Source organism: Citrobacter sp. CK194 (genome assembly GCF_030333395.1).
GTDB classification, from domain to species: Bacteria; Pseudomonadota; Gammaproteobacteria; order Enterobacterales; family Enterobacteriaceae; genus Citrobacter_B; species Citrobacter_B koseri.
On sequence record NZ_JAOWGA010000015.1, the window covers coordinates 145,829 to 168,211 of the forward strand.

Annotated in this window: 25 protein-coding genes; all 25 read left to right on the plus strand. The window is 58.4% G+C overall.

The annotated features are described in order from the left end of the window. The first annotated feature begins 82 nt into the window (after positions 1-82). The 25 genes from OGX80_RS06180 to nikE all read left to right on the plus strand — a co-directional run bounded on the left by OGX80_RS06180 (position 83) and on the right by nikE (position 22,382). Positions 83-1,132, plus strand: coding sequence for an AI-2E family transporter (locus OGX80_RS06180; protein WP_047460519.1), 1,050 nt, complete (start codon positions 83-85; stop codon positions 1,130-1,132). Between the two features lie 324 nt (positions 1,133-1,456). Continuing rightward, positions 1,457-1,834 (plus strand): hypothetical protein, encoded by a 378-nt coding sequence (locus OGX80_RS06185; protein ID WP_123907531.1) that lies wholly within the window; start codon positions 1,457-1,459, stop codon positions 1,832-1,834. Positions 1,835-1,985: 151 nt separating this feature from the next. Continuing rightward, on the plus strand, positions 1,986-3,047 hold the full coding sequence (locus tag OGX80_RS06190; protein WP_104868082.1) for a methyltransferase: 1,062 nt from the start codon (positions 1,986-1,988) through the stop codon (positions 3,045-3,047). Between the two features lie 57 nt (positions 3,048-3,104). After that, positions 3,105-3,827 carry a beta-ketoacyl synthase chain length factor gene (locus tag OGX80_RS06195; RefSeq protein ID WP_049011351.1) on the plus strand — a complete coding sequence of 241 codons (723 nt, stop codon included), beginning with the start codon at positions 3,105-3,107 and terminating at the stop codon, positions 3,825-3,827. A gap of 41 nt (positions 3,828-3,868) precedes the next feature. After that, positions 3,869-4,639, plus strand: a complete 771-nt coding sequence (locus tag OGX80_RS06200; RefSeq protein WP_265098335.1) for a lysophospholipid acyltransferase family protein — start codon at positions 3,869-3,871, stop codon at positions 4,637-4,639. Further along, entirely contained in the window at positions 4,620-4,877 is a 258-nt protein-coding gene (locus OGX80_RS06205) for a phosphopantetheine-binding protein (protein ID WP_024131035.1), read from the plus strand. The genes OGX80_RS06200 and OGX80_RS06205 overlap by 20 nt, the downstream gene beginning before the upstream one ends. Positions 4,878-4,889: 12 nt before the next feature. Continuing rightward, complete coding sequence (locus tag OGX80_RS06210) at positions 4,890-5,141, plus strand: acyl carrier protein (RefSeq protein WP_012135597.1); 252 nt, start codon at positions 4,890-4,892, stop codon at positions 5,139-5,141. Positions 5,142-5,147: 6 nt separating this feature from the next. Further along, complete coding sequence (locus OGX80_RS06215; RefSeq protein ID WP_024131036.1) at positions 5,148-5,729, plus strand: COG4648 family protein; 582 nt, start codon at positions 5,148-5,150, stop codon at positions 5,727-5,729. Continuing rightward, entirely contained in the window at positions 5,726-7,087 is a 1,362-nt protein-coding gene (locus tag OGX80_RS06220; RefSeq protein WP_110493695.1) for a class I adenylate-forming enzyme family protein, read from the plus strand. Before OGX80_RS06215 ends, OGX80_RS06220 begins: the two co-directional genes overlap by 4 nt. Then, on the plus strand, positions 7,074-7,427 hold the full coding sequence (locus OGX80_RS06225) for an ApeI family dehydratase (RefSeq protein WP_049011356.1): 354 nt from the start codon (positions 7,074-7,076) through the stop codon (positions 7,425-7,427). Before OGX80_RS06220 ends, OGX80_RS06225 begins: the two co-directional genes overlap by 14 nt. Further along, complete coding sequence (locus OGX80_RS06230) at positions 7,418-9,109, plus strand: glycosyltransferase family 2 protein (RefSeq protein ID WP_115181021.1); 1,692 nt, start codon at positions 7,418-7,420, stop codon at positions 9,107-9,109. The genes OGX80_RS06225 and OGX80_RS06230 overlap by 10 nt, the downstream gene beginning before the upstream one ends. A 3-nt stretch (positions 9,110-9,112) precedes the next feature. Continuing rightward, entirely contained in the window at positions 9,113-9,535 is a 423-nt protein-coding gene (locus tag OGX80_RS06235) for an acyl-CoA thioesterase (RefSeq protein WP_115181020.1), read from the plus strand. Next, positions 9,532-10,137 carry a LolA family protein gene (locus OGX80_RS06240; RefSeq protein WP_047460500.1) on the plus strand — a complete coding sequence of 202 codons (606 nt, stop codon included), beginning with the start codon at positions 9,532-9,534 and terminating at the stop codon, positions 10,135-10,137. Before OGX80_RS06235 ends, OGX80_RS06240 begins: the two co-directional genes overlap by 4 nt. Next, positions 10,106-12,430 carry an MMPL family transporter gene (locus OGX80_RS06245; protein ID WP_115181019.1) on the plus strand — a complete coding sequence of 775 codons (2,325 nt, stop codon included), beginning with the start codon at positions 10,106-10,108 and terminating at the stop codon, positions 12,428-12,430. The genes OGX80_RS06240 and OGX80_RS06245 overlap by 32 nt, the downstream gene beginning before the upstream one ends. Positions 12,431-12,552: 122 nt before the next feature. Next, on the plus strand, positions 12,553-13,104 hold the full coding sequence (locus OGX80_RS06250; protein WP_096753934.1) for a DUF3261 domain-containing protein: 552 nt from the start codon (positions 12,553-12,555) through the stop codon (positions 13,102-13,104). Between the two features lies 1 nt (position 13,105). Next, complete coding sequence (locus OGX80_RS06255; RefSeq protein ID WP_115181018.1) at positions 13,106-14,275, plus strand: beta-ketoacyl-[acyl-carrier-protein] synthase family protein; 1,170 nt, start codon at positions 13,106-13,108, stop codon at positions 14,273-14,275. Further along, positions 14,272-14,748: a hotdog family protein gene (locus OGX80_RS06260; protein ID WP_023285755.1), complete on the plus strand. Its 477-nt coding sequence runs from the start codon at positions 14,272-14,274 to the stop codon at positions 14,746-14,748. Before OGX80_RS06255 ends, OGX80_RS06260 begins: the two co-directional genes overlap by 4 nt. After that, on the plus strand, positions 14,745-15,476 hold the full coding sequence (locus tag OGX80_RS06265; protein ID WP_115181017.1) for a 3-ketoacyl-ACP reductase FabG2: 732 nt from the start codon (positions 14,745-14,747) through the stop codon (positions 15,474-15,476). The genes OGX80_RS06260 and OGX80_RS06265 overlap by 4 nt, the downstream gene beginning before the upstream one ends. After that, positions 15,473-16,702 (plus strand): beta-ketoacyl-ACP synthase, encoded by a 1,230-nt coding sequence (locus tag OGX80_RS06270; RefSeq protein ID WP_058668238.1) that lies wholly within the window; start codon positions 15,473-15,475, stop codon positions 16,700-16,702. Before OGX80_RS06265 ends, OGX80_RS06270 begins: the two co-directional genes overlap by 4 nt. A 1-nt stretch (position 16,703) precedes the next feature. Then, positions 16,704-17,291: a 4'-phosphopantetheinyl transferase AcpT gene (acpT, locus tag OGX80_RS06275; protein WP_115181016.1), complete on the plus strand. Its 588-nt coding sequence runs from the start codon at positions 16,704-16,706 to the stop codon at positions 17,289-17,291. A gap of 175 nt (positions 17,292-17,466) precedes the next feature. Then, complete coding sequence (nikA, locus tag OGX80_RS06280) at positions 17,467-19,041, plus strand: nickel ABC transporter substrate-binding protein (protein ID WP_114848084.1); 1,575 nt, start codon at positions 17,467-17,469, stop codon at positions 19,039-19,041. Next, positions 19,041-19,985: a nickel ABC transporter permease subunit NikB gene (gene nikB, locus OGX80_RS06285; RefSeq protein ID WP_012135612.1), complete on the plus strand. Its 945-nt coding sequence runs from the start codon at positions 19,041-19,043 to the stop codon at positions 19,983-19,985. Before nikA ends, nikB begins: the two co-directional genes overlap by 1 nt. Further along, entirely contained in the window at positions 19,982-20,815 is an 834-nt protein-coding gene (nikC, locus tag OGX80_RS06290) for a nickel ABC transporter permease subunit NikC (RefSeq protein WP_012135613.1), read from the plus strand. The genes nikB and nikC overlap by 4 nt, the downstream gene beginning before the upstream one ends. Next, positions 20,815-21,579: a nickel import ATP-binding protein NikD gene (gene nikD / locus OGX80_RS06295; RefSeq protein WP_115181015.1), complete on the plus strand. Its 765-nt coding sequence runs from the start codon at positions 20,815-20,817 to the stop codon at positions 21,577-21,579. Before nikC ends, nikD begins: the two co-directional genes overlap by 1 nt. Continuing rightward, entirely contained in the window at positions 21,576-22,382 is an 807-nt protein-coding gene (nikE, locus tag OGX80_RS06300) for a nickel import ATP-binding protein NikE (RefSeq protein ID WP_049011517.1), read from the plus strand. The genes nikD and nikE overlap by 4 nt, the downstream gene beginning before the upstream one ends. Position 22,383 lies beyond the last annotated feature (1 nt).

Genomic DNA, 22,383 nt, shown 5'->3' on the forward strand with positions numbered 1-22,383 from the left:
TCGCGAAAATCAGTAGCAAGATTAAGAATATTGGTCTCAGGCCAGGCGCTACACTTAGAAAAAATGCAAAAAGGAAGATGACATGACAACCCCTCAACCCGACAAAACGGGGATGCATATTCTGCTCAAACTGGCGTCGTTGGTCGTCATACTGGCAGGGCTTCATGCCGCAGCAGATATTATTGTACAGCTCTTACTGGCGCTCTTTTTCGCCATTGTCCTCAACCCGCTGGTAACCTGGTTTATTCGTCGCGGCGTTAACCGCCCGGTGGCGATTACCCTCGTGGTGGTCGTGATGCTTATCGTGCTGACGGCGCTGATCGGCGTACTGGCTGCGTCAATCAATGAATTCGTCGCCATGCTGCCGAAATACAACAAGGAGCTGACGCGTAAGGTTCTGCATTTGCAGGAGATGCTACCCTTCCTCAACCTGCACATGTCGCCGGAACGCCTGCTGCAACGCATCGACTCCGATAAACTGATGACCTTCACCACCACACTGATGACCGGCCTTTCCGGGGCGATGGCAAGCGTAGTCCTGCTGGTGATGACGGTGGTGTTTATGCTGTTCGAAGTCCGCCACGTTCCCTACAAACTGCGTTTCGCGCTGAACAACCCGCAAATTCACATTGCGGGTTTACACCGGGCGCTCAAAGGCGTGTCGCACTATCTGGCGCTGAAAACGCTGCTGAGCCTGTGGACCGGCGTGATTGTCTGGCTAGGGCTGGCGCTGATGGACATCCAGTTTGCGCTGATGTGGGGCGTGCTGGCGTTTTTACTCAACTATGTCCCTAATATTGGTTCGGTCATTTCGGCGGTGCCGCCGATGATTCAGGCGCTGCTGTTCAACGGTTTCTACGAATGCGTTCTGGTCGGCGCGCTCTTTCTGGTGGTGCATATGATCATCGGCAATATCCTGGAACCGCGCATGATGGGCCACCGCCTGGGAATGTCCACGCTGGTGGTGTTCCTCTCTTTACTGGTGTGGGGATGGTTATTAGGCCCGGTAGGGATGCTGCTTTCCGTTCCGCTTACCAGCGTCTGTAAGATCTGGATGGAGACCACCAAAGGCGGCAGCAAGCTGGCGATTTTACTGGGGCCGGGTCGCCCGAAAAGTCGGTTGCCCGGATAATTAATTTACCTACCAACCAGGGTAGTTTTTATCTACGCACCTGCCCGGTAAACTGTCATGCGTTTTAAATATATGTGGCAGTTTACCTTAAATGAAATATGTCCTGCCGCCCGTTATTTAATAAATAAGAAACAGCATTCACCGGAATAAAGCGACTTAACTCAAACAGATATAACAATACCGCATTCAGTCGGTTTTCGCGTGAAATGAAAAATGCATAAAATAAAAACCGACGCCATTATGGCTGGCGTTCGTTATTAATAAATTAATAAGCACATTATTAGTCAACTAGTTAATTGATAGGGAGTTTTCATGAAACAATTCATTAAATGGTTTGCCGCTATTGCGGTTGTGGGTGCTCTGGCGGGTTGCGCGCGTACTGCGCCTATCGATCAGGTTCACTCCAGCGTGAGCGCGGGCCATACTCAGGAGCAGGTCAAAAACGCCATTCTGAAGGCAGGCGTTCAACGTCAATGGATCATGTCTGAAGTCGGGCCTGGCGTTATCAAAGGACGTCAGCAGACGCGCAACCACGTCGCTGAAGTGCGCATTACCTACTCCGCCACCAGCTACGACATCAAATACGACAGCAGCCTCAATTTGCAGGCTTCCGGCGGCAAAATTCACAAAAACTACAACCGCTGGGTACATAACCTGGACAAAGACATCCAGGTTAACTTGTCCGCAGGCGCGGGTCTGTAATTCAGGCGGTACGCACTTTCATTCAGGCGGCATTGAGCTGAACGTTCACGCGTCAAAAGCGGCGGCCTGAAAGATGACGCGGATTATTAAAGTCGGGTCGAAGACGGCCCGATAACTCGCTTTTACCCCCTCTTAACAGGTTGTCCCCATTATGTACGAACAGGACTCGCTTAGCGCACTGGATGCCATCACGGAAGCACAACGTATCGCCTTCGCCCCCATGCTTTTCCAGGCCGCATTGTGTCTGCGTAACGCGGGTGTGCTGACATATCTGGATCGGCAGGGTAAACGCGGCGCAACGCTCGACGATATCACTGAAAACAGCAGCATCAATGAATATGCCGCCAGCGTACTGCTGGATATGGGATTAAGCGGACGTATTATTACTCACAAAGAGGGGCATTATTATCTCGCGAAGGTGGGGCATTTTCTTCTGCATGACGCCATGACCCGCATAAATATGGATTTCACCCAGGATGTTTGCTATCAGGGGCTGTTTTATCTGGAAAATGCGCTAAAGGAAGGCAAACCGTCAGGACTGAAAATATTCGGCGACTGGCCAACGATTTATCCCGCGCTGTCGCAATTACCGCAGGCGGCGCGTGACAGTTGGTTCGCCTTCGATCATTACTATTCCGACGGCGCATTTGACGCCGCGCTGCCTTATGTATTCGCCAGTCGCCCGGCAACCCTGTACGATGTGGGCGGAAATACCGGGAAATGGGCATTACGCTGCTGCCAGTACGATGAAAATATCGCGGTCACTTTATTAGATTTGCCACAACAAATTGCACTTGCCCGTAAAAATATCGAAAATGCAGGATTATCTCATCGCATAGATTTCCATGCAGTGGATATGCTGGGTGATACGCCTTTACCTGGAGAGGCCGATATCTGGTGGATGAGCCAATTTCTGGACTGCTTTTCACCGGAACAGATTATCACCATGCTCAGTAACGTTGCCCGCGTGATGAAATCCGGCGCAAGGCTGTGCATTATGGAGCTGTTCTGGGATGCGCAGAAATTTGAAGCGGCCTCTTTTAGCCTGAATGCGTCTTCGCTTTATTTTACCTGTATGGCAAACGGCAACAGCCGTTTCTACAGCGTAGAGAAGTTTTATCACTACCTGGACATGGCAGGGTTCCAGGTGGATGAACGCCATGACAACCTGGGCGTTGGGCATACTTTATTGATATGCCAAAAGAAAAAATAACAAAGTGACGTTAAAAAAACGTCACTGGTATCACCGGATTACCGCGGACGCGCGTTGATGAAATTTGCACTAAACATAACAGACTGGCAGGCCAGAGCCCCAGGACTTAGCGAAGCGACCCACTGGCAGCAGTGGTCGCGGGAGCCGTACGCCATCGATCCCGCCGCGCCGCAGGCAAAACTGCACGAACTCCCGATGATGACCGCCCGGCGGCTCAGTTCCGGCAGCAAACTGGCGGTAGAGTGCGGGCTGGCCATGCTGCGTCGCCACGATATCGACGCGGTGCTCTATACCAGCCGCCACGGCGAACTGGAGCGTAACTACCGCATCCTGCACGCGCTGGCGATGGAACAGGCGCTCTCTCCCACCGATTTCGCCCTGTCAGTACACAATTCCGCGGTCGGTAATCTGACCATTGCCGCAAAACAGCCGGTTGTCTCATCCTCGCTTTCCGCCGGGAGAGACACCTTCCAGCAAGGGTTGTGCGAAGTGATGTGTCTGCTTCAGGCGGGTTATCAGCGGGTATTGATGGTCGATTTCGACGGCTTCCTGCCCGAGTTTTACCATCCGCGATTACCGCCGCAGATGCCGACCTGGCCTTACGCCGTCGCCTTTGTCATTGAAGCGGGGAATACGCTGTCCTGCGCCACGCGTCCCGGCGCGCCTCAGGATGAAACGCCGCTTCCGCAAAGCCTGCTGTTTTTACAGCGTTACTTACAAAACGCCGACGCCTTTACGCTGCCGGGCGAGCGGGTAGAGTGGCAGTGGAGCCGCGCGTGAATACGCTTCTGGCGCGTCTGGATTGGGCATGGCGACTGGTGATGACCGGTTTTTGTTTTGCCCTGTTCGGCATCGGCGGGCTGTTGCTTTCTGTCGTGTGGTTCAACTTATTGTTACTATTGGTATGGAACCCCGTCAGACGCCGCCGCCTGGCCCGTCGCAGCATTGCGGCCAGTTTTCGCGCCTTTTTAACGGTAGCGAAAACGCTTGGCGTTCTGGACTACCGCATCGAGGGGAGCGACGTGCTGCGACAGGAGAAAGGGTGTCTGGTGGTGGCGAACCATCCCACGCTTATCGATTACGTGCTGCTGGCTTCCGTCATGCCCGAAACCGACTGCCTGGTGAAGAGCGCACTGCTGAAAAACCCGTTCGTCAGCGGCGTTATTCGCGCGGCGGATTACCTGATCAACAGCCAGGCCGACGCGCTGTTACCGGCCTGCCAGCAGCGTCTGGATCAGGGCGACACAATATTGATTTTCCCCGAAGGGACGCGAACGCGACCCGGTGAAAAAATGACGCTGCAACGCGGCGCGGCCAATATCGCCGTGCGCTGCGGCAGCGATTTACGCGTAGTGACTATCCACTGTAGCGAGCATCTGCTGGATAAGCAGAGCAAATGGTATGACGTGCCTCCCGCGAAACCTCTGTTTACCGTAGAGGTGCGCGAGCGGATCGCGATCGACCCGTTTAACGATGCAAGTTTACAAGAACCGGCGCTGGCGGCAAGGCAGTTGAACCGGCATCTTTTGCTTCAATTACAACCAGGTGCTACACCTCTTTCAGGAATTAATGATGCAAGCGCTCTACCTTGAAATTAAAAATCTCATAATAAATACGCTGAATCTGGACGAGCTGTCCGCTGACGATATCGATACCGAGGCGGCGCTCTTTGGTGATGGTTTAGGACTGGATTCGATCGATGCCCTTGAGCTGGGGCTGGCGGTGAAAAACCAGTATGGCGTGGTGCTCTCCGCAGAGAGCGAAGAGATGCGTCAGCACTTCTTTTCCGTCGCCACGCTGGCATCTTTCATTCACGCTCAACGTGCCTGAGGCGAGTCCGTTATGACAGAACAACATGCCATTTATGAAGAAGTCTCCGCGCTGCTGGTCAAACTGTTTGAAATCGACCCTCAGGACATCAAACCTGAGGCGCGCCTGTATGAAGATCTGGAGCTGGACAGCATCGACGCCGTTGACATGATCGTGCATCTGCAAAAGAAAACCGGTAAGAAAATCAAGCCGGAAGAGTTCAAAGCGGTGCGTACCGTGCAGGATGTCGTCGACGCCGTAGAACGCCTGCTGAAAGAAGCGTAATACGCCATGTCAGGCGCTCACGCGCGTATGGGTATTCAGTTGCTGACCGGCCTGATGCTGCTGGCCTGGCCATTTTTGATCTGGTTTGGGCTGACGCATAACAGCCTCCACTGGCTGCTGCCGCTGATGGCGTTGCTGCTCTTTTTACGCTTTCGTCAGACCCGGCGACAGGCGGGGCCGCTGCGCGTCGTCACTCAGGTGGCGGCGGTGGCGGGCATAGCGCTTTGCGTCGCCAGCTATCTGCTTAAAACACATCAACTGCTGCTGTTTTACCCGGTCGTTGTTAACGGCGTCATGCTTGCCGTTTTTGGCGGCTCGCTGTGGACATCCATGCCGATTGTCGAACGTCTGGCGCGACTGCGTGAACCTGCGCTGCCGGAAGCCGCAGTGCGCTACACCCGTCGCGTAACACAAATCTGGTGCGCCTTTTTCATCGGCAACGGCGGTATTGCGCTCTTTACCGCGCTACACGGCGACATGGCGCTATGGACCGCCTGGAACGGCATGATTGCCTATCTGCTGATGGGCGCGTTGATGGCGGGCGAGTGGCTGGTGCGCCGCCAGGTGATTAAACGAGAAACACAATGAAGCAGACCCTTCCGCTCTCCCGCTGGCTCACCGCGCCACGCCCGGATGAAACGCCTGTTGCCTGGCTGGGTGAGGACACCTGGACGCTGGGCCACCTGCGCCATGACGTCGCGCAGCTGGTGAAACACCTGCAACAGCAGGAGGGCGAGCGCTGGGCGCTGTGTTTTGAGAACAGCTATCTGTTTATTGTTGCGCTGCTGGCAACGCTGCATAGCGGAAAAACGCCCGTTATTCCGGGGCATAACCGCGTCTCTCTGCTGGATGAGCAGCGCGCGCTGTTCAACGGCGTGCTCAGCGATAAGACGTCTGGCTGGCACGGCCCGCTGCTGGTGGTCAATACATCACGACAGTTCAGCGCAGAAGCCTTCACATTCGACGATATTGCCGCCGATGCCTTCGTTGAATTGTTTACCTCTGGCTCCACCGGTCAGCCCAAGCGCATCATCAAACCCATCGCGCGGCTGGATTGCGAGGCCGAACTGCTGGCGATGCGTTTTGCCGACCGCCTGGCAGGCTGTCGCGTCGTGGCGTCAGTCGTTCCTCAGCATCTGTACGGTCTGACTTTCCGTATTTTCCTGCCGATGGCGCTCGGCCTGCCGCTTCATGCCGCAATGCTCTACTACGCAGAGCAGCTTGCCGCGCTAAGCCACGACCACCGCTATGCGTTTATCAGCAGTCCGGCGTTCCTGAAACGCCTCGACCACCGGCTCACGCCGCCGCCGGTCAACATGATCCTTTCCGCAGGCGGTATGCTGCCCTGGGGCGATGTCACGCAAACTGCCGCCTGGCTCAATATCTGGCCGGATGAAATCTATGGCAGCACCGAAACCGGCATTCTCGCCTGGCGCTACCGCCAGCAGGAGGAGATCGCCTGGCTCCCCTTCCCCGGCGTACATTTCCAGCCGGAGGGCGAAGCATTTCGCGCCTTTTCGCCGCTGATCGTGCAGCAGGACGGCCTGTTGCTCGACGATATCCTCCAGTTTGATGAGAACGGCCAGTTCCGCCTGATGGGACGCCGGGGGCGCGTCGTCAAAATTGAAGAGAAACGGATCTCGCTCAGCGAAGTTGAACAGCGGCTGCTGGAGCTGAAGGGCATCCGCGAGGCGGTCGCGCTGCCTGTTTCACGCGGCGGTCGTCAGGGCATTGGCGTTCTGCTGGTGCTGGATGACGAAACCCGCCAACAATGGCAGCGCTGCGGCGGCAAAGCCCAGGAGCTGACCTGGCGTCGCTCGCTGCTGCCGTGGCTGGAGCCGGTTGCCGTACCTCGCTACTGGCGCGTGATCGACGAGATCCCGGTCAACAGTATGAACAAGCGTGTCTATGCGCAATTACAGGAGTTATTTCATGATACCCCATGAAATTGAGCGCCATCAGGCACAACCCCAACAGCTTGAGATCGTCCTGCATCTCGACCCTTCCCTGTTCTGGTTCAGCGGCCACTTTACCGTGCAACCGCTGTTGCCCGGCGTCGCGCAGCTGGACTGGGTGATGCATTACGCCACCACGCTGCTCACGCCCGGCTGGCGTTTTCACAGCATCCAGAACGTCAAATTCCAGGCGCCGCTGCTGCCTGAAACCACGGTGACGCTGACCCTGAGCTGGCAGGAAACCCGCCAGCTCCTGACGTTTAGCTATCAGCGCCACGATGGCGACGCGCGGCATACCGCCAGCAGCGGGAAGATCCGGTTATGCCGTTGACCTTCACTCCCTGCGTACTCATCCCCTGCTACAACCACGGCGCGATGATGGCGCGGGTGCTGGCGCGGCTACAGCCGTTTAATCTGCCCTGCATTGTGGTGGATGACGGCAGTGACGAAACAACACGTCGGCGATTAGCACAGCTGGCGGCTCAGGAACCGAACCTGACGCTGATCCGCCAGCCGGAAAACGCGGGCAAAGGCGCCGCGGTGATTCGTGGGCTACAGGCAGCCTCAGACGCGGGATTTACCCACGCGGTGCAGGTGGACGCCGACGGCCAACATGCCATTGAAGATATTCCGAAGCTGCTCGAACTGGCGCAGGAAAACCCAGCCGCGCTGATCTCCGGGCAGCCGATCTATGACGATTCCATTCCCCGTTCGCGCCTGTACGGTCGCTGGATAACCCACGTCTGGGTATGGATTGAAACGCTTTCGTTCCAGCTGAAAGACAGCATGTGCGGGTTTCGCGTGTATCCGGTCGCCCCTGTGCTGCAACTGGCGCAGCGCGTCACGCTCGGCAAACGGATGGACTTCGACACCGAAGTCATGGTGCGCCTCTACTGGCAGGGCAACACCAGCTATTTTGTCCCGACCCGCGTTACCTATCCGCTGGACGGGCTGTCCCATTTTGACGCGCTAAAAGACAACTGCCGAATTTCACTGATGCACACCCGCTTGTTCTTCGGCATGCTGCCGCGCATCCCGTCTTTGCTGTTTCGCCGCTCGTCGCCGCACTGGGCGCGCCAGCAGGAAGTTAAAGGGCTGTGGGGAATGCGTCTGATGCTGCTGGTCTGGCGTCTGCTTGGGCGTAAGGCGTTCTCGCTGCTGCTTTATCCGGTGGTCGGCGTCTACTGGCTGACGGCAGCGCATGCCCGCAACGCGTCGCAACACTGGCTGACCCGTGTGCGAACGCAACTGACGTCACGCCAGCGCCCCGTTCCGTCCCGGCTGACCAGCTTCCACCACTTTCTGCGTTTTGGCGAGGCGATGCTGGATAAAATCGCCAGCTGGCGCGGGGAGCTACAGTTTGGCCGCGATGTGGTCTTTGCGCCGGGCGCAGAAGCGACGCTCAACATCACGGCGCCAACGGGCAAACTGCTGCTGGCCTCGCATCTGGGCGATGTCGAAGCCTGCCGCGCGCTGGCGCAATTGCAGGGCAGCAAAACCATCAACGCTCTGGTGTTCAGCGACAATGCCCAACGTTTTAAACAGATCATGGACGAGATGGCGCCGCAGGCCGGGCTGAACCTGATGCCCGTCACCGACATCGGCCCGGACACCGCCATCCTGCTGAAAGAGAAGCTGGAACGCGGCGAGTGGATCGCCATTGTTGGCGACCGTATTGCGGTTAACCCACAGCGTGGCGGCGAGTGGCGCGTCTGCTGGAGCCGTTTTATGGGCCAGCCCGCGCCGTTTCCGCAGGGGCCATTTATTCTGGCCTCCATCCTGCGCTGCCCGGTTCAGCTTATTTTCGCTCTGCGCCAGAACGGGAAACGGCATATCCACTGTGAACCGTTCGCCGACCCGCTGCTGTTGCCGCGCGCCGAACGCCAGCAGGCATTACAGCAGGCCATCGACCGCTACGCCGAACGCCTTGAGCACTACGCGCTACAGTCGCCGCTCGACTGGTTTAATTTTTTCGATTTCTGGCAACTGCCGGATGCCAAAAACAAGGAGTAAAGGGTGCTTAACGATCCCCGTTTTACTGCTGAAGTAGAGCTGACCATTCCGTTCCACGACGTCGATATGATGGGCGTTGCGTGGCACGGCAACTATTTCCGCTACTTCGAGATTGCCCGTGAGACGCTGCTCAACCAGTTCGACTATGGCTACCGCCAGATGAAAGCGTCCGGCTACCTGTGGCCCGTGGTCGATACCCGCGTGAAGTACCGCAACGCGCTGACATTCGAACAACGCATTCGGGTGCGCGCCCGTATTGAAGAGTACGAAAACCGCCTGCGCATCGGCTACGAAATTTTTGATGCGCAGACGGGAAAACGCGCCACGACGGGTTACACCATCCAGGTGGCGGTAGAAGAGAAAAGCCGCGAGATGTGCTTCGTCAGCCCGGATATTTTGTTTGAACGTATGGGGGTAACGCCATGAGATTCCTGCCGCTGCTGGCGCTGATCATCAGCCCGTTCGTGAGCGCTCTGACGCTCGACGATCTGCAACAGCGCTTTACCGAACAGCCGGTTGTCCGCGCCCACTTCGATCAAACCCGGACGATTAAGGATCTGCCGCAGCCGCTGCGATCCCAGGGCAGGATGCTGATCGCTCGCGACCAGGGGCTACTGTGGGATCAAACCGCCCCGTTTCCGATGCAGCTGCTGCTGGACGACAAACGGATGGTGCAGGTGATCAACGGCCAGCCGCCGCAGGTCATCACCGCCGAAAACAACCCGCAGATGTTCCAGTTTAATCACCTGCTGCGCGCGCTGTTCCAGGCTGACCGCAGCGTGCTGGAGCAGAACTTCCGCGTTGATTTCGCCGATAAAGGCGAGGGACGCTGGGCGCTGCGACTGACGCCGATCACCACGCCGCTGGACAAGATTTTCGCCACGATTGACCTGGCCGGACAAACGTATCTGGAGTCAATCCAACTGAATGATAAACAAGGCGATCGCACGGATATCGCACTCACTCAACACCAACTGACGCCCGCTCAACTGACCGATGACGAACGCCAACGTTTTACCGCGCAATAACCGTAAAAGCCTCGCGCTGCTATGGGGTGTCGCCTGCCTGATTATGTTGGGCGCATTGCTGACGCTGCTGCCCCAGTCACGGCTGAACAGCAGCGTGCTGGCAATGCTGCCAAAACAGGCTTTAGGGAACATTCCGCCTGGCCTGAACGACGGTTTCATGCAGCGCCTCGACCAACAGCTGGTCTGGCTGGTAAGCCCGGGTAAACAGGCCGATCCGCAGGTGGCGCGCGACTGGCTCGCGCTGTTGCAAAAATCCCACGCGCTGGCGGACGTCAAAGGCCCGATGGACGCCGACAGCCAGCAGGCATGGGGCGCCTTTTTCTGGCAGCATCGCAACGGCCTGATCGATGAGGCCACCCGCGCTCGTCTGCAAAACGGCGGCGACGCGCAGGCGCAGTGGATTCTGTCTCAGCTGTATTCCGCCTTCTCCGGGGTGAGCGGTAAAGAGCTGCAAAACGATCCGCTGATGCTGATGCGCGGTTCGCAGCTGGCGATGGCGAAAAACGGCCAGCGTCTGCGGCTGATGGACGGCTGGCTGGTCACTCAGGATGAGCAGGGGCACTACTGGTATCTGCTGCACGGCGAGCTGTCCGGTTCGTCGTTTGATATGCAGCAGACGCACCAGCTCGTCACCACGCTCAGCGCGCTGGAAGGTGAACTAAAAACGCGTTATCCGCAGGCGCAGCTGCTGTCGCGCGGTACGGTTTTTTACAGTGATTACGCCAGCCAGCAGGCGAAACAGGATATCTCCACCCTTGGCGTGGCGACGGTTCTGGGCGTGATTCTGCTGATCGTGGCGGTCTTTCGCTCGCTGCGCCCGCTGCTGCTGTGCCTGATATCAATTGGCGTCGGCGCGCTGGCCGGAACCGTCGTCACCCTGCTGATTTTTGGCGAGCTGCACTTGATGACGCTGGTGATGAGCATGAGCATCATCGGCATTTCGGCCGACTATACGCTTTATTACCTGACCGAGCGCATGGTGCACGGCAACGACGCGTCGCCGTGGCAGAGCCTCGCCAAAGTGCGTAACGCCCTGCTGCTGGCGCTGCTGACCACCGTCGCGGCGTATCTGATCATGATGCTCGCTCCTTTCCCCGGCATTCGCCAGATGGCGGTATTTGCCGCCGTGGGATTAAGCGCCTCCTGCCTGACGGTCATTTTCTGGCATCCGTGGCTGTGTCGCGGGCTGCCTGTGCGCCCCGTTCCGGCAATGGTGCTGATGTTGCGCTGGCTGGCGGCGTGGCGGCGCAATAAAAAACTGTCCATCGGCCTGCCCGTGGCGCTGGCGATCTTCTCTCTGGCGGGCATCGCAACGCTGCATGTGGATGACGATATTTCACAGCTACAGGCGCTGCCACAGCAGATTCTGGCGCAGGAAAAAGCGATCACTGCCCTGACCGGGCAGAGCGTCGATCAGAAATGGTTTGTGGTTTACGGTCAGTCCGCACAGCAAACGCTGGAGCGGCTGGAAGCCTTTACCCCAGCGCTGGAACAGGCAAAACGTGACGGGCTGCTCAGCGGCTATCGCACGCTTCCGATCAACTCGCTCGCCCGTCAGCAGCAGGATCTGAAGCTATTGAAAAACGCCGCTCCGGCGGTGAGCCGCGCGCTACAGAATGCCGGGCTTTCCACGGTTAACCCGGATCTGAACGCCATGCCGGTAACGGTGGACGCCTGGCTTGCCAGCCCGGCCAGCGAAGGCTGGCGGCTGCTGTGGCTGACGCGGGAGAATGGCGAAAGCGGCGTGCTGGTGCCGGTAGACGGCGTGAAGCGGAGCGCCGCGCTGAACGCCCTCGCCACGCAATATTCCGGCGTGGCGTGGGTTGACCGAAAAAGCACCTTCGACACGCTGTTCGCCCTCTATCGCAATGTGCTGACGGGACTGCTGTTTGTGGCGCTGGCGGTCATTGCCTGCGGCGCGATGATCAGGCTTGGCTGGCGCAAAGGGCTGGTAAGCCTGGTGCCGTCAGTGCTGTCGCTGGGCTGCGGTCTGGCGGCGCTGACATTGAGCGGCCATGCGGTCAATCTGTTCTCGCTATTAGCGCTGGTGCTGGTGCTGGGGATTGGCATCAACTATACGCTGTTTTTCAGCAACCCACGCGGAACGCCGTTGACCTCGCTGCTGGCGATTACGCTGGCGATGATGACCACGCTGCTGACCCTCGGCATGCTGGTCTTTAGCGCCACCCAGGCCATCAGCAGTTTCGGTATCGTACTGGTCAGCGGGATTTTCACCGCATTTCTGTTATCGCCTCTGGCAATGCCCGGTAAAAAAGAGAAAAAAAGAAGATGATCAAACAAACAGCGCACTGGTTGAGACACCTTTTGCCGGATGGCGGCTTTGCCTTATCCGGCCTACGCCAGCGCACAAACCGCAGACCGGATAAGCGTAGTGCCATCCGGCAGTTTCTGCTGATGACCGCGGCGCTCATTCTGACCGGATGCAGCCACTCGCAGAAAGCGCCGGAAGGCCGCCCGCAGGCGTGGCTGGAACCCGGCGCGCGCGTCACGCTGCCTGCGCCGGGCATCTCTCCGGCGGTCAGTTCGCAACAACTGCTCACCGGCAGCTTTAACGGCAAAACCCAGTCGCTGCTGGTGATGCTCAATGCCGACGAGCAAAAAATCACCCTTGCCGGACTGTCGTCGGTTGGCATCCGCCTGTTCCTGGTCACCTATGATGAGAAAGGGCTGCACACCGAGCAGTCCATCGTGGTGCCGCAGCTGCCGCCCGCCAGCCAGGTTCTGGCCGACGTAATGCTCAGCCACTGGCCGATTAGCGCCTGGCAGCCGCAGTTGCCGACGGGCTGGACGCTCACCGACAACGGCGACAAACGCGAGCTGCGCAATGCCAGCGGTAAGCTGGTGACGGAAATTATCTATCTGAACCGCAAAGGCAAACGCGAGCCGATCAGCATTGAGCAGCATGTGTTCAAATACCACATCACCATTCAATATCTGGGTGACTGATATGATCTATATTTCTGCGATCGGTATGATCAACGCGCTGGGCAACGATACGGATGAGATCGCCACGAACCTGACGCGCGGCGTGGCGCCTGGTATGCGCCCTCGCCCCGGCTGGCTACAGGGGCATCCGCAGGCGGTGCTCGCCGGTGTTGACGGCGAACTGCCCGCCATCCCCGATGACTTTGCCGCTCACCGTTCGCGCAACAATCAGCTGCTGCTGGCCGCGCTCGCGCAGATCCAGCCCCGGGTGGATGAAGCCATCGCGCAGTATGGCCGCGATCGCGTCGCCGTGGTGCTCGGCACCAGCACCTCCGGCCTCGACGAGGGTGATGCCCATGTCAACCTGACGCTAAACGGCCAGGAAAGCCTCTCCTGGCAGTACCCGCAGCAGGAGCTGGGCGATCCGTCGCGCTTTCTCAACCACTGGCTGGCGCTTGATGGCCCGGCGTTCACCCTTTCCACCGCCTGTTCCTCCAGCGCCAGAGCGATCATCAGCGGACGCCGACTGATCGAAGCCGGTCTGGCGGACGTGGCGATTGTCGGCGGCGCGGACACCTTAAGCCGGATGCCGATTAACGGCTTCCACAGCCTGGAGTCGCTCTCTCCAACACGATGCCTGCCGTTCGGCCGGGATCGCAGCGGCATTACCATCGGTGAAGGGGCCGCGCTGATGCTGCTGACCCGCGAACCGCAGCCTGTCGCGCTGCTGGGCGTCGGCGAGTCCAGCGACGCGTACCATATTTCCGCGCCGCATCCGCAAGGTGAAGGCGCGATTCGCGCGATTACCCAGGCGCTCGATGACGCAGGCATCACGCCGACGCAGGTGGGTTATATCAACCTGCACGGCACCGCCACGCCGCTCAACGACCAGATCGAATCGAAAGTCGTGAGTGAACTGTTTGGCGAGAATGTGCCCTGTAGCTCCACCAAACATCTGACCGGGCACACGCTGGGCGCAGCAGGAATCACCGAAGCCGCCCTCAGCATGTTGATTCTGCAACACGACTTGCCGCTGCCGCCGCAGGATTTCAGCGATTCGCCGCGTGACCCGGCGTTGCCGCGCTGCGGTATCATCGAACAACCGCGCGCGCTTGAACGCCCGGTGATCTTATCTAACTCGTTCGCCTTTGGCGGCAACAACGCCAGCATTCTGCTCGGGAGGGTTTCATGAGTCGCTATTTATCACCCGGCGAGTATCTGCCGCATGACGCCCCCATGTTGCTGCTCGAAGACGTCGAGTGCGTCACGGACGAGTCCGCCGCCTGCCGCGTCACCGTGGCGCCAGGCGGCGTGCTGGCCCCGTTTCTTGACCCGCAGGGCAATCTGCCCGGCTGGTTCGCGCTGGAACTGATGGCGCAAACCGTCGGTGTCTGGTCAGGCTGGCATCGTCATCAACAGGGTCAGAGCGCCATCTCTTTGGGCATGGTGCTCGGCGCGCGTGAACTCGTCTGCGCCGCAGGCGCCCTCCCCGCCGGGGAAACGCTGACCATCAGGGCCACATTACTCATGCAGGATGAGCGTTTCGGCAGCTTTGAATGCACAATCGACGTGGGGGATGACACGCTGGCGACAGGCCGTGTAAATACGTTCCAACCCACGCAGGAAGAACTCACCACGCTATTTCAACAGGGAGCTGCAACATGAGTCGTTCCGTTCTGGTTACCGGGGCCAGCAAAGGCATCGGTCGCGCCATCGCCCGTCAACTGGCGGCTGACGGCTTTGTTGTCGGGGTTCACTATCACCGTGACGCACAGGGCGCGCAAGAAACGCTGGACGCCATTCTCGCCGTCGGCGGCGCAGGCCGTCTGCTCAGTTTTGACGTCGCCAGTCGCGAGCAGTGCCGCGAGGTGCTGGAGCAGGATATCGACGCGCATGGCCCGTGGTATGGCGTAGTCAGCAACGCCGGGATCACCCGCGACGCCGCCTTTCCGGCGCTGAGCGACGACGACTGGGATGCCGTGATCCACACCAATCTCGACAGCTTTTACAATGTGATTCAACCGTGCATCATGCCGATGATTAGCGCACGTCAGGGTGGACGGATCATTACCCTGTCATCCGTTTCCGGCGTGATGGGCAACCGTGGTCAGGTTAACTACAGCGCCGCAAAAGCGGGCATTATCGGTGCGACAAAAGCGCTGGCGATTGAGCTGGCAAAACGTAAAATCACCGTCAACTGCATCGCGCCGGGGCTGATTGACACCGGCATGATCGCAATGGAAGAGGCCGCGCTGAAAGAGGCGATGTCCATCATCCCAATGAAACGTATGGGCCAGGCAGATGAAGTGGCAGGGCTGGTCAGTTATTTAATGTCGGATATTGCGGGTTACGTTACCCGCCAGGTCATATCCATCAATGGAGGGATGTTATGACGCGTCGCGTTGTGATTACAGGCATGGGCGGCGTCACCGCGTTTGGCGAGAACTGGCAGGACGTTTCCACCAGACTGAAAGCTTACGAAAACGCCGTGCGCCAGATGCCGGAATGGCAGGTTTATGACGGACTGCATACGCTGCTTGGCGCGCCAGTCGATGATTTCACCCTACCGGCACACTATACCCGCAAGCGTATTCGGGCGATGGGCCGCGTGTCGCTCATGTCCACCCGCGCCACCGAACTGGCGCTGGAGCAGGCAGGGCTTATCGACGATGCGGTGCTGACCAACGGCGAAACCGGAATTGCCTATGGTTCTTCTACCGGCAGTACCGGCCCGGTGAGCGAATTCGCCACCATGCTGACGGAAAAACACACCAACAACATCACCGGCACCACTTACGTGCAGATGATGCCGCACACCACCGCCGTCAATACCGGGCTGTTCTTTGGCCTGCGGGGTCGCGTGATCCCGACATCCAGCGCCTGCACCTCCGGCAGTCAGGCGATTGGTTATGCCTGGGAAGCGATTCGTCACGGCTATCAGACGGTGATGGTCGCCGGTGGCGCAGAAGAGTTATGCCCGTCTGAAGCGGCGGTTTTTGACACGCTGTTCGCCACCAGCCAGCGCAATGACGAACCGAAAACGACGCCTTCTCCGTTCGATGAAAAGCGCGACGGTCTGGTAATTGGCGAAGGCGCAGGGACGCTGATTCTCGAAGAGCTGGAACATGCCAAAGCCCGAGGGGCGACCATTTACGGCGAAATCATCGGCTTTGCCACTAACTGCGACGCCGCGCATATCACCCAGCCACAGCGTGAAACCATGCAGATTTGCATGGAACAATCGCTGAAAATAGCAGGCTTAAGCGCACGGGATATAGGGTACATTTCCGCCCACGGCACGGCGACCGATCGGGGCGATATCGCAGAAAGTCAGGCAACGGCCGCAATTTATAGCGATAATGTGCCGATCTCCTCGCTAAAAAGCTACTTTGGGCATACCCTTGGCGCCTGCGGGGCACTGGAAGCCTGGATGAGTCTGCAAATGATGCGTGAAGGTTGGTTTGCACCTACGCTAAACTTGAGTCAGCCGGATACCCAATGCGGCGCGCTGGATTACATCATGGGTGAAGCCCGCAAGATTGATTGTGAATTTTTGCAAAGCAACAACTTTGCGTTTGGCGGCATCAATACTTCTATCATTATTAAACGTTGGCCCTGATATGTACCGGATTGTTCTGGGAAAAGTTTCGACACTGAGCACAGGCGCGCTGCCGTCGCCACTGTACGCACAGGCGCCGCAGGGCGCTCGCCGCGCGCGCTGGCTGGCCGGTCGCGTACTGCTTTCCCATGCCCTTTCGCCATTGCCGGAGATTGTGTATGGCGAACAGGGAAAACCTGCTTTTTCTCCTGACACCCGGCTCTGGTTTAACCTGAGTCATAGCGGGGACGATATCGCCCTGCTGCTGAGCGACGAGGGCGAAGTCGGCTGCGACATTGAAGTGATCCGCCCGCGAGATAACTGGCGGTCGCTGGCCAACGCGGTGTTCAGCCTTGGCGAACATGCGGAAGTGGAAGCCGAACATCCCGAACAACAGCTGGCGGCGTTCTGGCGCATCTGGACGCGCAAAGAGGCTATCGTAAAACAGCGCGGCGGCAGCGCCTGGCAAATCGTCAGCGTGGACAGCACGCTCAACTCGGCGTTGTCGGTCAGCCAGTGCCAGCTCGATACCCTGAGTCTGGCGGTCTGCACGCCGACACCGTTCACGCTAACCGCCGATTGCGTGCAGCGCCTGGAATCCATCGCGTAAATTTATTGCGGAAAAGGGGCTCACCCGGTGTCCCTTCCGCCGCCGCTACCATATGATTTTCGTATACCTTCCCCCTTTGACCGCCCAACTATTGATCCAGAACACGTCAAAAGTATGATGAATCCTTAGAATCGTCATACTCATTTAGTCGTACCTCTTTTTAATCGGGGCCACCATTTTGTCCAGACTACGCCGCACACTTTTTGCGCTGCTGGCCTGTGCGTCATTCCTCGCGCATGCCGCCGCACCTGACGAGATCACCACCGCATGGCCGGTAAACGTAGGGCCGCTAAACCCGCACCTTTATACGCCTAACCAGATGTTCGCCCAGAGCATGGTGTATGAACCGCTGGTGAAGTATCAGGCGGATGGTTCAGTAAAACCCTGGCTGGCAAAAAGCTGGACCCACTCGGCAGATGGCAAAACCTGGGTGTTTACGCTGCGCGATGACGTAACCTTCTCTAACGGCGAAGCGTTTAACGCCCAGGCCGCAGCAGAGAACTTCCGCGCGGTGCTTGATAACCGCCAGCGCCATGCCTGGCTGGAGCTGACGAACCAAATCACCGACGTCAAAGCGCTGAGTAAAACCGAACTGCAAATCACCCTGAAAAGCGCCTATTATCCTTTCCTGCAAGAACTCGCCCTGCCGCGTCCTTTCCGCTTTATCGCCCCGTCCCAGTTTAAAAACAACGAAACGATGAACGGCATTAAAGCGCCTGTCGGAACCGGGCCGTGGGTTCTGAAAGCGTCGAAGCTCAACCAGTACGACGTGCTGGTACGCAATGACCACTACTGGGGCGAGAAACCCGCGATCCGCCAGATAACGATTAAAGTGATCCCGGACCCGACGACCCGCGCAGTGGCCTTTGAGACCGGCGATATTGACCTGCTGTATGGCAATGAAGGACTGCTGCCGCTCGATACCTTCGCCCGTTTCAGCCAGACGCCGGAATACCGTACCCAGCTTTCCGCGCCGGTTGAGACCGTCATGCTGGCGCTGAACTCCGCCAAAGCGCCAACCAACGAGCTGGCGGTGCGTGAAGCGCTGAACTATGCGGTAAATAAAAAATCGCTGATCGATAATGCTCTGTACGGCACCCAGCAGATCGCCGATACGCTGTTTGCCCCCTCCGTGCCTTACGCCGACATTGGCCTGAAACCACGCCAGTACGATCCCCAACAGGCTAATGCGCTGCTGGAAAAAGCGGGCTGGACATTGCCTGCCGGGAAAACCATTCGTGAAAAAGCCGGTCAGCCGCTGCACGTTGAGCTGGCCTATATCGGCACCGACGCGCTGAGCAAATCAATGGCGGAAATCATCCAGGCCGATATGCGCAAAGTGGGCGTCGATGTGTCGCTGGTAGGCGAGGAAGAGAGCAGTATTTATGCCCGTATGCGCGATGGCCGTTTCGGGATGATTTTCTCCCGCACCTGGGGCGCGCCGTACGATCCGCATGCGTTTATGAGCTCAATGCGCGTACCGTCCCACGCCGATTATCAGGCGCAGCTTGGGCTGCCGGACAAAGCGCAAATTGATAAAGAAATTGGCGAGGTGCTCACCACTACCGATGAGGCGCAGCGTAAGTCTCTGTATCGCGACATCCTCACGCGTCTGCATAACGATGCGGTGTATCTGCCCATCAGCTATATGTCGATGATGGTGGTGGCGAAACCCGAGCTGGGGAAAATTCCTTATGCGCCCATCACCTCCGAGATCCCATTTGAACAGATCAACCCGGTGAAACCCTGATGCTGCGTTATATTGTGCGGCGCATTTTGCTGCTGATCCCGATGATTTTCGCCGCGTCGGTGATTATCTTTTTGATGCTGCGCATGGGCACCGGCGACCCGGCGCTCGACTATCTGCGGCTCTCTAACTTACCGCCAACGCCAGAGATGGTCGCCTCCACGCGGGTTATGCTGGGGTTGGATCAACCGCTGGTCGTGCAGTACGGCTCCTGGCTGTGGAAAGCGCTGCATCTGGATTTTGGCATCTCTTTCGCCACTCAGCGCCCGGTGCTGGAGGACGTACTGAACTTTCTGCCCGCCACGCTACAGCTGGCGGGCGCGGCGCTGGTGCTGATCCTGCTCACGTCTGTACCGCTGGGGATCTGGGCGGCGCGCCATCGTGACCGTCTGCCGGACTTCATCGTGCGGCTGATCGCGTTTCTCGGCGTATCAATGCCCAACTTCTGGCTCGCCTTCCTGCTGGTGATGTTCTTCTCGGTGTATTTAAAGTGGCTACCGGCAATGGGCTACGGCGGCTGGCAGCACATCATTCTGCCTGCGGTGTCGATTGCGTTTATGTCGCTGGCGATTAACGCCCGCCTGCTGCGCGCCAGCATGCTGGAAGTCGCCGGGCAGCGCCACGTCACATGGGCGCGTCTGCGCGGCCTGAACGCGAAACAAACCGAGCGCCGCCATATTCTGCGTAACGCGTCGCTACCCATGATTACCGCCGTCGGGATGCACATTGGCGAACTGATTGGCGGCACGATGATTATCGAAAACATCTTCGCCTGGCCGGGCGTCGGGCGCTATGCGGTGTCAGCCATTTTTAACCGCGACTACCCGGTCATTCAGTGCTTTACGCTCATTATGGTGGTGGTTTTCGTGGTCTGTAACCTGATTGTTGACCTACTGAACGCCGCGCTGGACCCGCGCATTCGTCGCCATGAAGGAGCGCATTCGTGAATTTTTTTCTCTCTGCACGCTGGCCGGTGCGCCTGGCGCTCCTCATTATCGCTTTGCTGGCGATCATCGCGCTCACCAGCCAGTGGTGGTTGCCGTACGATCCGCAGGCGATTGATTTACCGTCACGTTTACTGTCGCCGGACAGCCAGCACTGGCTGGGCACCGACCATCTGGGGCGCGATATTTTCTCCCGCCTGCTGGCGGCAACCCGCGTCTCGCTCGGTTCCGTAATCGCCTGTTTGTTGCTGGTGTTAGCGCTGGGGCTGATCGTCGGCGGCAGCGCCGGGCTGATGGGCGGTCGCGTCGATCAGTTCACCATGCGCGTCGCGGATATCTTTATGACGTTCCCGACCTCCATCCTCTCTTTTTTCCTCGTGGGCGTGTTGGGGACGGGGTTGACCAACGTCATCATCGCAATCGCCCTGTCGCACTGGGCCTGGTATGCGCGGATGGTGCGCAGCCTGGTGATCTCCCTGCGCCAGCGTGAATTTGTGCTCGCCTCGCGCCTTTCCGGCGCCGGGCATGTGCGCGTGTTTATCGACCACCTGGCCGGGGCGGTAATTCCCTCCCTGCTCGTGCTGGCGACGCTGGATATCGGCCATATGATGCTGCACGTCGCCGGGATGTCATTCCTCGGCCTCGGCGTCACTGCGCCAACGCCGGAATGGGGCGTAATGATTAACGATGCGCGCCAGTATATCTGGACTCAGCCGCTACAGATGTTCTGGCCGGGACTGGCGCTGTTTATCAGCGTGATGGCCTTTAACATGGTGGGTGACGCCCTGCGCGATCACCTCGACCCTCATCTGGTGACGGAGCATGCCCACTGATGCCACAACAAATTGAATTACAAAACATTGTGTTGCAAGCAGACAGACCGTTGGTGCACGGCGTGTCGTTAGCGCTCAGGCGTGGGCGCGTACTGGCGCTGGTAGGCGGCAGCGGCAGCGGTAAATCGCTGACCTGCGCGGCGGCGCTGGGCATCCTGCCCGCAGGCGTGCGTCAGACAGCGGGCGCCATTCTGGCCGATGGTCAGCCGATTTCCCCCTGCAAGCTGCGTGGAATTAAGGTCGCGACCATCATGCAGAACCCGCGCAGCGCCTTTAATCCGCTGCACACGATGGCGGCCCACGCAAAAGAAACCTGCCTGGCGGCAGGTAAACCGGCGGATGACGCCACGCTTATCGCGGCACTGGAGGCGGTAGGTCTGGAAAATGCCGCGCGGGTACTGAAGCTTTACCCGTTCGAGATGAGCGGCGGCATGCTGCAACGCATGATGATTGCAATGGCACTGCTGTGTGACGCGCCGTTCATCATCGCGGACGAACCAACAACCGACCTGGACGTGGTCGCCCAGGCACGAATCCTCGATCTCCTGGAAAGCATTATGCGCAGCCGCGCGCCCGGTATGCTGCTGGTCACTCATGATATGGGCGTCGTCGCGCGACTGGCGGACGATGTGGCAGTAATGGACAACGGCAAGATCGTAGAACTGGGTGACGTGGAAACGTTATTCCGCACCCCGCAGCATAGCGTGACGCGTAACCTGGTTTCGGCGCATCTCGCGCTGTACGGTATGGAGTTAGCCTCATGACGTTACTGACGGTAAGCGGTATTTCCCATCAATACGCGCACGCTAACCTCAGCGGCAAACATCAGCATCACACGGTGCTGAAAGAGGTGTCATTAAGCCTGAAAAGCGGCGAAACCGTGGCGTTATTGGGGCGTAGCGGCTGCGGGAAAAGCACGCTTGCCCGCCTGCTGGTCGGGCTGGAATCGCCGACGCAGGGCCGCGTCTGCTGGCGGGACGAGCCGCTCTCCACGCTTAACCGGGCCAGACAAAAAGCGTTTCGCCGTGATATCCAGATGGTGTTTCAGGACTCAATCAGCGCGGTAAACCCGCGTAAAACCGTACGCGAGATCCTGCGTGAACCGATGCGCCATTTGCTGTCGCTTTCCAGAGCCGAACAAATCGCGCGCGCCAGCGAGATGCTGCGGGCGGTGGATCTGGACGACACACTTCTGGATAAACGTCCGCCACAGCTGAGCGGCGGGCAATTACAGCGCGTCTGCCTGGCGCGGGCGCTGGCGGTCGAACCCAAATTACTGATTCTGGATGAAGCGGTCTCCAACCTCGATCTGGTATTGCAGGCGGGCGTCATTCGTCTGCTCAAAAAGCTGCAACAGCAGTTCGGCACCGCCTGTCTGTTTATCACCCACGATTTACGTCTGGTGGAACGTTTTTGCCACCGGGTAATGGTGATGGATGAAGGGCAGATTGTTGAGACGCGAACCGTAGGTGACACATTAACCTTTTCCTCTGACGCCGGGCGTGTGTTACAAAATGCGGTACTTCCCGCATTTCCCGTGCGCCGTCGCGCAACAGAAAAGGTTTAAT

Bases quoted from the DNA above. Each gene is read 5' to 3' on its own strand.
- OGX80_RS06265 (WP_115181017.1), top strand. From the start codon at position 14,745: ATGAGTCGTTCCGTTCTGGTTACCGGGGCCAGCAAAGGCATCGGTCGC.
- OGX80_RS06180 (WP_047460519.1), top strand. From the start codon at position 83: ATGACAACCCCTCAACCCGACAAAACGGGGATGCATATTCTGCTCAAA.
- OGX80_RS06210 (WP_012135597.1), top strand. From the start codon at position 4,890: ATGACAGAACAACATGCCATTTATGAAGAAGTCTCCGCGCTGCTGGTC.
- nikE (WP_049011517.1), top strand. From the start codon at position 21,576: ATGACGTTACTGACGGTAAGCGGTATTTCCCATCAATACGCGCACGCT.
- acpT (WP_115181016.1), top strand. From the start codon at position 16,704: ATGTACCGGATTGTTCTGGGAAAAGTTTCGACACTGAGCACAGGCGCG.
- OGX80_RS06195 (WP_049011351.1), top strand. From the start codon at position 3,105: ATGAAATTTGCACTAAACATAACAGACTGGCAGGCCAGAGCCCCAGGA.
- OGX80_RS06220 (WP_110493695.1), top strand. From the start codon at position 5,726: ATGAAGCAGACCCTTCCGCTCTCCCGCTGGCTCACCGCGCCACGCCCG.
- OGX80_RS06270 (WP_058668238.1), top strand. From the start codon at position 15,473: ATGACGCGTCGCGTTGTGATTACAGGCATGGGCGGCGTCACCGCGTTT.
- OGX80_RS06225 (WP_049011356.1), top strand. From the start codon at position 7,074: ATGATACCCCATGAAATTGAGCGCCATCAGGCACAACCCCAACAGCTT.
- OGX80_RS06240 (WP_047460500.1), top strand. From the start codon at position 9,532: ATGAGATTCCTGCCGCTGCTGGCGCTGATCATCAGCCCGTTCGTGAGC.
- OGX80_RS06200 (WP_265098335.1), top strand. From the start codon at position 3,869: ATGACCGGTTTTTGTTTTGCCCTGTTCGGCATCGGCGGGCTGTTGCTT.
- OGX80_RS06245 (WP_115181019.1), top strand. From the start codon at position 10,106: ATGACGAACGCCAACGTTTTACCGCGCAATAACCGTAAAAGCCTCGCG.
- OGX80_RS06255 (WP_115181018.1), top strand. From the start codon at position 13,106: ATGATCTATATTTCTGCGATCGGTATGATCAACGCGCTGGGCAACGAT.
- OGX80_RS06250 (WP_096753934.1), top strand. From the start codon at position 12,553: ATGACCGCGGCGCTCATTCTGACCGGATGCAGCCACTCGCAGAAAGCG.
- OGX80_RS06215 (WP_024131036.1), top strand. From the start codon at position 5,148: ATGTCAGGCGCTCACGCGCGTATGGGTATTCAGTTGCTGACCGGCCTG.
- OGX80_RS06260 (WP_023285755.1), top strand. From the start codon at position 14,272: ATGAGTCGCTATTTATCACCCGGCGAGTATCTGCCGCATGACGCCCCC.
- nikB (WP_012135612.1), top strand. From the start codon at position 19,041: ATGCTGCGTTATATTGTGCGGCGCATTTTGCTGCTGATCCCGATGATT.
- OGX80_RS06190 (WP_104868082.1), top strand. From the start codon at position 1,986: ATGTACGAACAGGACTCGCTTAGCGCACTGGATGCCATCACGGAAGCA.
- OGX80_RS06230 (WP_115181021.1), top strand. From the start codon at position 7,418: ATGCCGTTGACCTTCACTCCCTGCGTACTCATCCCCTGCTACAACCAC.
- OGX80_RS06205 (WP_024131035.1), top strand. From the start codon at position 4,620: ATGCAAGCGCTCTACCTTGAAATTAAAAATCTCATAATAAATACGCTG.
- nikD (WP_115181015.1), top strand. From the start codon at position 20,815: ATGCCACAACAAATTGAATTACAAAACATTGTGTTGCAAGCAGACAGA.